Origin of the sequence: Emticicia aquatica, assembly GCF_923079645.1 — a bacterium.
GTDB lineage: Bacteria > Bacteroidota > Bacteroidia > Cytophagales > Spirosomataceae > Emticicia > Emticicia aquatica.
The window spans coordinates 653,886-665,666 of record NZ_CAKLPY010000001.1 but is presented as its reverse complement, the minus strand read 5'-3'; the positions used below and the strand labels follow the sequence as shown (position 1 = coordinate 665,666).

The window sequence follows — 11,781 nt, the reverse complement described above, 5'->3', positions numbered from 1 at the left end:
AGTTTTCTAATAACTAAAATTTCTCGTATCACACATCTTACCAAAATATGGAAAAGAAAAAAATACTCATCATTGAAGATGACCAACGCTTGGCGGAAAATCTTGTAAAAGGATTATCAGAGAAAGATTTTCATACAGAAGTTGCTTTCGACGGGCAAATTGGTCTTCGCTTTGCATTAAGTGGTAAGTTTGACTTGATTTTGTTGGATGTAAATCTTCCGCAAATGAATGGTTATGAAGTTTGCTCTAAAATCAGGGAAAAAGATAGTCAAATTCCTATAATAATGCTAACTGCTTTAGGCGAAACTGATGATAAAATCATTGGTTTTGAAAAAGGTGCGGATGATTATATCGTGAAACCATTTGAATACCGAGAATTGATTGCTCGTGTAAATGTTTTCTTGAAACGAGCCTATGCAGAAAATGAAAACAATGCTAATCTATTACGCATTGCAGACCTCGAAATAAATCTAGAAAGTAAAATGGCGTCTCGCCAAGGTAAACATATCGACCTTACGCCAAAAGAATTTTCGTTACTCGAATACCTTATCCGAAATAAAGGAAAGGTTGTTTCAAAAGCCGAAATTGCCGAAAAAATTTGGGAAGGCAACAACGCCGAAAATAGCCTTAATGTGATTGAAGTTTATATTAATTTTCTCCGAAAAAAAATCGACAAAGATTTTGAACCAAAACTCATCCATACCAAAACTGGTATGGGCTATGTTTTGAAAGATGATTAAGCAATAACAATTCTCGGAATTATTAATATTTAAAAATTCAGAGAATTGTTCTACAATAAAGCCAGAAACTTCAATTTATTCTTTTTATTTTTACATTTGAAGCGGTAATCCGCAGTTCTTCAACTCTAAAAACTAAATTGAATGAAAATCATCAAAAAAACGCTGCTTGGCCTTTTCATACTTCTGGCCGTTGCAGCAATTAGTGTTTTTTTCTGGCTACAAAGCACCAAACCTGATTTGAATGCCGAACTTCAATTAAAGGGCTTGAAAGCACCTGTTGAAGTTATTTATGACGATTTTGGCGTGCCACACATTTATGCCCAAAACGAAGAAGATTTATTCCAAGCATTTGGCTATGTTCATGCCCAAGACCGTCTTTTTCAAATGGAGCTGATTCGTCGCTTGGCTGATGGTCGCTTATCTGAGCTTTTTGGAGAAAAAGCACTTCCTTCCGATAAATTTTTCCGTACACTCAGTTTCCACGAGCATGCAAAATGGACAATTGATTCGGTTTTAATGAAAAACCCTGACGCTCCTTTTGTAAAAGCTGCCCAATCGTATCTAAAAGGAGTCAATGAATACATACAAAACGGTAAAACTCCCGTTGAATTTTCGGTAGTTGGCATCAAGAAAACACCTTTTGAAATGGCCGATATGCAAATAATTATGGGCTATATGGGATTTACATTCGCTGAAGCCTTTCGTTCGGAAGCCATTTCTACGATGATTCAAAATAAATTTGGACCAGATTACTTAAAAGACGTCATGTCTGCTTGGCCCACAAATGAACCTAAAATTCCGACCCAAGCACAAGAATCTGTTGCCTCCTCTTCTATAGCTTTGGCAAGCATGGCAAATCAGCTTACGGATATTGAAACAAACTCTCCATTTCCCCCTTATCATGGCTCAAATGGTTGGGTAATTGCTGGCTCAAAAACCAAATCAGGCAAACCCATTTTATCAAATGATACGCATATTGCATTTTCGCAACCATCGGTTTGGTACGAAGCACATTTAGAATGTCCTAATTTTAAGTTTTATGGTAATTTTCTTGCAGGAACACCTGTTGGAGCATTGGGACACTCACAATATGGCGGTTGGGGTTTAACAATGTTTGAAAATGACGATGTTGATTTTTTTCGTGAAAAAGCAAATCCAGCTAATACCAACCAAGTTTGGTACAAAGACCATTGGGAAAACTTAAAAGTTAGAGAAGAAATCATCAAGGTAAAAGATAAAGCTGATGTAAAAATTGCAGTAAAAACTTCTCGCCACGGTATTTTGATGAACGATAGTTTTGATAAAATGGCCGACCAAAAAGACCCAATTGCATTATGGTGGGTTTTTAATCAATTTCCGAGCTATCATTTAGAAGTTTTTTATGAAATGGCTCACGCAAAAAATGCTTTAGAAGTTGGTAAAGTTGTCAGTAAACTCACTTCTCCTGGCTTAAATATTATGTGGGGAGATACCGAAGGGAATATTGCTTGGTGGGCGGCTGGCAAACTACCCAAACGCCCTGCTAAAGTTAATCCAATGCTAATTTTAGATGGTTCAACAGGTAATGACGACCCACAAGGCTGGTATGATTTTTCGTTGAATCCGCAAATTTTAAATCCTAAAAAAGGTGTTCTTTATACCGCAAATAATCAACCTGCCGATATGGGTAATGGTTTAGTACCAGGTTATTATGTACCAGGAAATCGGGCGAGTAGAATTGAACAATTAATATTTACCGACAAAAAAGATTGGACGGAAGAAAGTGTCAGAAAAGTTATCAACGACGTAACATCATCATCATTTACTGGGCTTTTGAAAGATATTTTGCCAGTCATTGATAAAAATAAATTAAGTCCGTCAGCAAAAATTGGTTTAGAAAAACTTGCCAAATGGGATGGCTCGCACCACTTGGACGACGTTGAACCAACTATTTATTATCGTTTTCTTTATCATTTTTTTGTCAATACCATAAAAGACGAACTAGGGAATGAAGTTTTCAAGGCTTTTGAACATAATTCAAATTTCAAGCGAAATATGGCTTCTTTCATGCGAAATGATGCTTCACCATGGTGGGACAATATTTCGACAAAAAATAAGGAAACTCGAACAGAAATATTGACGAATTCAATGAATGAAGCATTGGCCAGTCTCGAAAAACAACTCGGAAATGATATGACAGCTTGGAAATGGAAAAAAGTTCATACCCTTACACATAATCATCCGCTCGGAATTTTGCCTGTCGTTGGAAAATACTTTAACGTTGGGCCGCTTCCAGCTCCAGGCGGAAGAGAAACCATCAATAATCTTGATTTTTCGGTTGATTCAAGCGGAACTTACAAAGTTACTTATGGCCCTGCTTTACGTAGAATCATTGATTTCTCTGATACCGAACACAGTAGAAGTGTACTTCCAACTGGGCAATCGGGACATTTTCTAAGCAAACACTATGACGACCAAGCCGAGATGTTTGTCAACGGTGGTTCTCGTCCAGAATTGATGAATCGAGCTGAAATAGAAAAAGTAAAAACTGGGAAGATTATGCTAAAACCTTAAAATCGCTAAAAATCTTATTTTGGTCGAATTTATTCTTAAAAAAGCATCAATTCGACACAAATTAAAGAACATTTTATTTAATTTTAGTTATCAATACAGACATTCAAAAATAATTCAATAATGGCAAATTATAATCTCAAAATTAACGGCCAAAACCTCAAAACCGAAGCGTCGCCAGACACACCTTTGTTATGGATTTTACGTGACCACCTCGGTCTTGTTGGCACAAAATACGGTTGTGGGATGGCTCAGTGTGGAGCATGCACAGTACATGTTAATGGCGAAGCAACTCGCTCTTGTGTACTTCCTGTTTCGGCAATTGCTGATGCAACAATTACGACGATTGAAGGTCTTTCTGAAAATGGCGACCATCCTGTTCAACAGGCTTGGGATACCATTGATGTGCCACAATGTGGTTATTGCCAAGCAGGTCAGATAATGACTGCTGCCGCTTTCTTGAAAAAGAATGCAAAACCAAATTTAGAAGAAATTGAAGCGGCGATGTCAAGTAATATTTGTCGTTGCGGAACATATCATCGAATCAAAGAGGCGGTTCAATTGGCAGCTACAAAAATGTAGAAAAACTAATAATCGTAAACAATACGGTTTATGTTTGAATGACTCATTTTTTATTTATCGAAATGCTTCACAGCAAAAAAACAGCTACTCAAATGACAAAAAATAATAGCCGACGAGATTTTCTAAAATCAGCCGCTCTCACTTCTAGTGGATTGATTTTAGGCTTCAATTGGTTTGGACAAGAAGCTCTGGCAGCCGAAGTTGTGGCTGGTGTTTCTACCGAAGCTGGAAATACAGCTTTTAATGCCTTTTTATCCATCCAAACTGATGGAATTGTAACTATTTTTTCACCAAATCCTGAAATTGGACAAGGAATAAAAACAGCTTTCCCAATAATTGTTGCCGAAGAATTGGACGTTGATTGGGCAAATGTAAAAGTTTTACAAGCACCACTTGATACCAAAAAATTTGAACGCCAAGTGGCAGGTGGCAGTGGTTCAATTCCACATTCATGGCAACGCCTACGCAAAGCTGGTGCAACGGCACGCCAAATGTTGGTTGAAGCTGCCGCCAAACGTTGGGGAGTTTCAGCAAGTGATTGTACCACCGAAAAAAGTTTTGTGATTCACACAGCTTCGGGCAAAAAATTAGGTTACGGAGAATTAGCAACAGAAGCTGCCAAAATTACACCTCCGACGGATGTTAAATTAAAAGATAAAAAAGATTTCAAACTTATAGGTTCTACCATCAAAGGCGTAGATAATAAAGCTATTTTGACAGGAAAATCTCTTTTTGGAATTGATTTTCATCGTGAAGGAATGGTTTATTCAATGATTCAACGACCACCTGCATTTGGTTTAAAGTTAAAATCTTTTGATGCCACAGCAGCAAAAGTATCTCCAGGAATCATTGATGTAGTTTCTTTCAAAGATAAAGTAGCTATTGTCGGAAAATCAACTTGGGAAGTTAAAAAAGCCCGTGATTTAGTAAAAATTGAGTGGGAAAAAGCCAACACCCTCGAAAGTAGCGATGACCACAATAGAATTTTTAAAGAATTGCTTGATGGCACAAAAAATGAAGTTCGTAGAAAGGATGGTGATATAGAAACGGCTTTCAAAGATGCCGCCAAAATTGTGGAAGCCGAGTACCAATGTCCATTTTTACCACATAACCCGATGGAGCCTATGAACTTCTTCGCTCATGTGCGAGAAGATGGTGTAGAATTGGTCGGCCCAACACAAACGCCACAAAATGCTCAAAATCAAACAGCTAAATTGCTCAATATTCCTGCTGAAAAAGTTACAGTCGAATTAACCCGAATGGGTGGTGGCTTTGGCCGTCGTTTAGGAACGGATTATGTCTTGGAAGCCGCCGAACTTTCGAGCATCATAAAAGCACCTGTAAAAGTAATGTGGACACGTGAAGATGACATGGGTGGCGGAAGTTATCGCCCAGCTGTGCGTTATCGTTTCCGTGCTGCTCTTGACAAACAAGGAAATTTGATTGGCTATTCGCTACGTGGTGCGGGTATTAATGCGGGAAATCCAACTCGTCAAGATAATTTCCCTGCGGGAGCTGTACCAAATTTATTGATTGATTCTTCTGAACATAAATCAGCTATTACGACTGGTCCTTGGCGAGCTCCAATCACCAATTTCTTAGCTTTTGCTGAACAATCTTTCATTGATGAAGTAGCAACTGCAGCAGGAAAAGACGCCGTTCAGTTTAGATTAGAATTATTAGAAAAAGCCAAAACAGCACCAACAGGAGCAATAAAATATGATATTGACCGCATGAAGGCTGTTATCGAATTAGCTGCTGAAAAATCAGGTTGGGGTAAAAAGAAAAAAGGTGTAAGTTTAGGTTTCAGCGTTTATTTCTCACACGCTTCGTATGTTGCTCAAGTAGCAGAAGTAGTCATGAAAAAAGGCAAACCTGTCTTGCAAAAAATATATGCAGCGGTCGATTGTGGAGTTGTTGTCAATCAAAGTGGAGCAAGAAACCAAGTAATGGGAGGAATTATTGATGGAATCGGGCATGCGATGTATGGTAATTTGACATTTAAAGACGGAAAACCAGAACAAATGAATTTCAATACTTTTAGATTGATAAAAATGAACGAAATTCCAGCAATAGAAGTAACTTTTGTTAATAATGGCATAGACCCAACAGGGCTTGGCGAACCAGCTCTTCCACCAACAGGTGGCTCAGTTGCTAATGCGATTTTTAAGGCAACAGGCAAACGTCTGCGAAATCAACCTTTTATCGAGCAAGACGATAAAATGTTTGAAAGCGTTTCGTAATTTTTTATAAATAAGGCGACTGGCTATCATCAATAGTGCTGTCGCCTTATTTTTTTACTTTCAATCTAATACATCCAACACAACCTTTATACTTGCATTTGCCCATATTTGAGGCATTTCATTATTAAATCTTCCTTTCAAATCAATGATTTACCATTACTCAAAACTTCTTCAATGGTTTTCTTGAAATCTCCATTAATCATTTCAAGCATATTATTTGAAGGTTTTTTAAATATCAAAACCTATTTTATAATTCTAAAACAGATTCAAGAAATAGATATTTTCTCTAAAATATATCATTCTTGTAGATTAAATATACTGCATTAGAAATTTATTCAATAAAATTTGTCTAAATTTCTAACAATTTGTTTCAACAACTAATTTATAATTTTAGTATATTTGCACGCTCATCCAAACAGACACTTCATGCACTTGTATTACCCCAAAGCATGAATAATTTCAACAAACAATCCCCCTTCGGGGCAAGGGGCTTTTTCACCGATGAAAGTAAATCTTATTGCTCAAGAATCCTTTGAAAGTCGCCACCACGGCAAAAGCGAAAATGACCTCCAAATCATGCTCCAAACAATCGGAGTTAGTTCGCTTGAAACACTCATCAACGAAACTGTTCCCGAAGGAATACGCTTAAAAAATCCACTCAATTTGCCTGCTGCAAAATCGGAAGTTGATTTTTTAGCTGATTTTAAAACTTTGGCTCAGAAAAATAAAATATTCAAATCATTTATTGGTACTGGTTATTACGATACAATTGTTCCAAATGTGATTTTAAGAAATATCCTTGAAAATCCAGCTTGGTACACGGCTTATACGCCTTATCAGGCAGAAATTGCTCAAGGTCGCTTGGAAATGTTATTAAATTTCCAAACAATGGTCATTGATTTAACTGGTATGGAAATTGCCAATGCTTCCCTTCTCGACGAAGGAACAGCTGCAGCCGAAGCCATGACAATGCTACATAGTGTTCGTCCTGCTGAGAAGAAAAATGCACAAACATTTTTTGTATCAGAACTTTGTCATCCACAAACAATTGACCTAGTAATCGGTCGTGCAAAACCATTAGGAATTAATGTGGTTGTTGGGAATCATTCAACTTATGATTTAACAAACGAAGATTTATACGCTATTTTATTGCAATATCCAGCTTCCAATGGTGAAGTTTATGATTATACCGATTTGATTGCTGCGGCTCACGAGTTAAATATTTTCACAGCCGTTGCAGCAGATTTATTATCTTTAACTTTACTCACACCTCCTGGCGAAATGGGTGCTGATGTGGTCGTTGGTTCTGCCCAAAGGCTTGGAGTTCCGATGGGTTATGGCGGCCCACATGCTGCATTTTTTGCCACAAAAGATACTTTCAAGCGTCAAATACCAGGTCGTATCATTGGTGTTTCGGTTGATGCACAAGGTAATCGTGCTTTACGTATGGCCTTGCAAACACGTGAACAACACATTCGTCGTGAAAAAGCTACGTCAAATATTTGTACAGCTCAAGTTTTATTGTCTGTAATGGCATCTGCTTATGGCGTTTATCACGGGCCAAAAGGTTTAAAAAGTATTGCAGGAAAAATTCATGGCCTAACCAAACTTTTTGCAGAATCAGTTGAAGGACTTGATTATCAAGTGCTAAACAAAAACTATTTCGATACAATCACGATTCATACTGAAGATTCTACCAAAATTCAATCAATTGCCGCAAAACACGAAGTAAATCTTCGTTACTTCGCTAATGGAAATATTGGTGTATCTTTTGATGAAAGAAAAACCATTAAAGACGTTGAGCAATTGCTGTCTATTTTTGCTGAAGCTAATGGTAAAAACACGATAATTAACCTTAAATCTGAAATTGAAGTTGGTTTTGCACCAGGTTTAAATCGTACTTCTGATTTTATGACGCACCCTGTTTTCAGTAGTTATCATACCGAACACGAAATGTTGCGTTATTTAAAATCATTGGAAAATAAAGATTTGTCATTGGTTCATTCAATGATTTCGTTGGGAAGTTGCACAATGAAACTCAATGCAACGGCCGAAATGATTCCAGTAACTTGGCCAGAATTTGGCAATATTCATCCTTTCGCTCCAAAAAATCAAACTGAAGGTTATCAACAATTATTCAGCGATTTGAATGCTTGGCTTTGTGAAGTAACAGGATTTGCCCAAATGTCATTACAACCAAATTCGGGGGCTCAAGGCGAATATGCTGGTTTAATGGTTATTCGTGCTTACCACGAAAGTCGAGGTGATTCTCACCGAAATATTGCTTTGATTCCGTCATCTGCTCATGGTACAAACCCTGCATCAGCCGTAATGGCGGGCATGAAAGTAGTGGTAAGTAAATGCGATGAAAAAGGAAATATTGACGTAGCAGACTTAAGAGCAAAAGCCGAACAATATTCTGCAAATTTGGCTTGTTTAATGGTAACTTATCCATCTACACATGGTGTTTTTGAGGAATCTATCAAAGAAATTTGTAGTTTGATTCACGAACATGGCGGACAAGTTTACATGGACGGTGCAAACATGAATGCCCAAGTTGGTTTGACTTCACCTGCCACAATCGGAGCTGATGTTTGCCACCTTAATTTACACAAAACCTTCTGTATTCCTCACGGTGGTGGTGGCCCAGGTATGGGGCCAATTGGTGTTGCACAACATTTGGCTGAGTTTTTACCAACCAATGCCATAGTTGATATGGGTGGAAAATCAGGTATTCACGGAATTTCGGCCGCACCTTACGGAAGTGCAAGTATCCTCACCATTTCGTATGCTTATATTGCTATGATGGGTGGAGATGGCTTAAAAAATGCCACAAAAAATGCTATTTTGAATGCTAATTATATCAAAGCTCGATTGGAAAAAGAATATCAAATTCTTTACACAGCAGCTAGTGGTCGTTGTGCTCACGAAATGATTGTTGATTTACGTCCATTCAAAGCATCAGCAGGCGTTGAAGCAGAAGATGTTGCGAAGCGATTAATGGATTATAACTTCCACGCCCCTACCCTTTCATTCCCAGTTGCTGGAACTTTAATGATTGAACCAACCGAATCAGAATCAAAAGCTGAACTTGACCGCTTTTGTGATGCTTTGTTGAATATTCGTGAAGAAATCCGAGAAATAGAAGCAGGAAATGTTGATAAATCAGATAATGTTCTAAAAAATGCTCCACATACAACGGCAGTTGTTTTGGTAGAAAACTGGACAAAAGCCTATTCAAGAGAAAAAGCGGCCTATCCACTCCCTTACGTAAAAGCCAATAAATTCTGGGCAACAGTTAGCCGTATTGACTCAGCCTATGGAGATAGAAATTTGATTTGTGCTTGCGAGCCAGTTGAGGCTTATGCGGAGAATTAATGAATTAAAAAATTCAAATAAAATCAAAAAGCGTCTGAAAAGTATTTTTCAGACGCTTTTTTGTAAATTGCCATTCCTAAACTATAAACTATGCCTACAAAAAAATATACATCAGCCGTTATTGGTGCAGCCTTCTTGATGGCAACTTCTGCCATCGGACCTGGTTTCTTGACACAAACAACTGTTTTTACCCAACAACTAGCTGCTAGTTTCGGCTTTGTGATTTTACTCTCAATATTGTTGGATATCGGTACACAACTCAATATTTGGCGAGTTGTTTCGGTCAGCAAAAAAACAGCTCAAGATTTAGCCAATGAGCTTCTCCCTGGACTTGGTTATCTTTTAGCATTTTTAATTGTCATTGGCGGTTTGGCATTCAATATTGGCAATGTTGCTGGAGCAGGTTTAGGATTTGAAGTGCTTTTTGGAATTGATGTAAAAATCGGTGCGGTAATTAGTTCTATCATTGCGATTGGTATTTTTTCGTCGAAAGAAGCAGGAAAAGCAATGGATAATTTTGCCAAAATTCTCGGATTTCTAATGATTTTTTTGATTCTCTACGTTGTTTTCGTCTCTCAACCACCTATTTTAGACGCTTTTCATCGAACAATCATTCCACTAAAATTTGATGCTTGGGCAACTGTTACACTCGTTGGCGGAACGGTTGGCGGTTACATCACATTTGCAGGCGTGCATCGGCTCATTGATGCCGGCATCAGTGGAGAAGAAAATCTTGCACAAATTAATCGAAGTGCAACCACAGGAATTTTGGTTACGGCTATCGTTCGATATTTACTTTTTTTAGCTTCGTTAGGAGTTGTTGTAACAGGTTTTGTACTCAATAAAGAAAATCCTCCTGCTTCTGTTTTTCAAAGTGCTGCGGGTGATATTGGTTACAAAATTTTTGGAATTGTCATTTGGTGTGCTGCCATAACTTCGGTTGTTGGTGCGGCTTATACTTCGGTTTCATTCTTACGAACTTTTCACCCAAATTTTGAAAAATATAATCGCCAAATTATTATTGGTTTTATTGTTTTTTCTACCATTATCTTTGTTTTTATTGGAAAACCAGTCAAAACTTTGGTATTTGTTGGAACTTTAAATGGTTTTATTCTACCAATTGCTTTATCAATAATTTTGGTTGCAAGCAGAAAACCTCGACTCATTGGCACTTACAAACACGCTTTATTTCTACAAATAATTGGCTGGTTAGTGGTTGCAATTATGTCAGGAATGGTCATTTATGGCTTACTTTTTTCATAAGAATTTCAACAAAACCTTTCATAATTTTATGGATTTTCAAGCAATTTTAACTCAGCTTCAACATGATAAAGCTGTTCCTTTCGCTATTCCAATCTTTCTTTTTTCAATGCTTGTTGAATGGTATATTGGTAAAGACGAACATACTGATTTCTATAAAACCAAAGATATGCTCGTGTCAATTTCGATGGGAGTTTTGTCTGGCATCGTAGAGTTTTTTCCAAAAGTTGCGGCATTTTTAGCTTTTTATTATTTACACGAAATTAGTCCATTAAAGAATATTGTAGAACGTCAGTGGTGGGCATGGATTATTCTGTTTTTTCTTGATGATTTTGCCTATTATTGGTTTCATCGACTCAACCATGAAGTTCGACTCTTTTGGGCGGGACACGTGCCACATCATTCTTCCATAAAATATAATCTGGGTACAGCTTTAAGGCAAGGTGTTGGTGAGCGAATCCATAAATATTTCTTTTGGCTTTGGATTCCGCTGTTAGGTTTTGACCCATTAATGATTTTTATGATGATTGGAATGAACTTGATTTATCAATTTTTCGTCCATACCGAACTTATCAATAAATTACCAAATTGGTACGAAATGATTTTCAATACACCTTCACATCATCGTGTACATCATGCTTCGAATATTCAGTATTTAGACTGCAATCACGCTGGAGTTTTGATTATTTGGGATAAAATTTTTGGAACTTTCTCGGAAGAAAAAGATACCGAAAAACCAGTTTATGGCCTTACTACAAATATCGAAACTTATAACCTTGTCAATGTTGCAACGCACGAATATCGTTCAATCTGGCATGATGTAAAACGTGCAAAAATGTGGTCAGATAAACTAAGATATATTTTTTATGCACCTGGCTGGAGTCATGATGGAGAAGATAAACGAGCAAAAACACTAAGAAATCTTTAAAATAATGCCATAAAATATATGTTAACAAAAAAAACTCGCACCAACGATGCGAGTTTTTTATCATTTGTAAACCTAAACTTATTCATCTAATCAATTGAAA

At 37.3% G+C, this 11,781-nt stretch carries 7 protein-coding genes; all 7 read left to right on the top strand.

From position 1 onward, the window contains the following. Positions 1-47 precede the first annotated feature (47 nt). The 7 genes from MJQ71_RS02835 to MJQ71_RS02805 all read left to right on the top strand — a co-directional run bounded on the left by MJQ71_RS02835 (position 48) and on the right by MJQ71_RS02805 (position 11,681). Positions 48-740 carry a response regulator transcription factor gene (locus MJQ71_RS02835; protein ID WP_238804228.1) on the top strand — a complete coding sequence of 231 codons (693 nt, stop codon included), beginning with the start codon at positions 48-50 and terminating at the stop codon, positions 738-740. A 141-nt stretch (positions 741-881) separates the two neighbouring features. Beyond that, a complete protein-coding gene (locus MJQ71_RS02830; protein WP_238804227.1) occupies positions 882-3,293 on the top strand; it encodes a penicillin acylase family protein in 2,412 nt (803 codons plus the stop codon). Positions 3,294-3,413: 120 nt separating this feature from the next. Then, complete coding sequence (locus MJQ71_RS02825; protein WP_238804226.1) at positions 3,414-3,872, top strand: (2Fe-2S)-binding protein; 459 nt, start codon at positions 3,414-3,416, stop codon at positions 3,870-3,872. A 92-nt stretch (positions 3,873-3,964) separates the two neighbouring features. Continuing rightward, positions 3,965-6,115 (top strand): xanthine dehydrogenase family protein molybdopterin-binding subunit, encoded by a 2,151-nt coding sequence (locus MJQ71_RS02820; RefSeq protein ID WP_238804224.1) that lies wholly within the window; start codon positions 3,965-3,967, stop codon positions 6,113-6,115. A gap of 501 nt (positions 6,116-6,616) precedes the next feature. Next, positions 6,617-9,493 (top strand): aminomethyl-transferring glycine dehydrogenase, encoded by a 2,877-nt coding sequence (gene gcvP / locus MJQ71_RS02815; protein WP_238804222.1) that lies wholly within the window; start codon positions 6,617-6,619, stop codon positions 9,491-9,493. Positions 9,494-9,583: 90 nt separating this feature from the next. Then, a complete protein-coding gene (locus MJQ71_RS02810) occupies positions 9,584-10,756 on the top strand; it encodes an NRAMP family divalent metal transporter (RefSeq protein WP_238804221.1) in 1,173 nt (390 codons plus the stop codon). A 28-nt stretch (positions 10,757-10,784) separates the two neighbouring features. Continuing rightward, on the top strand, positions 10,785-11,681 hold the full coding sequence (locus tag MJQ71_RS02805) for a sterol desaturase family protein (protein ID WP_238804218.1): 897 nt from the start codon (positions 10,785-10,787) through the stop codon (positions 11,679-11,681). Positions 11,682-11,781 lie beyond the last annotated feature (100 nt).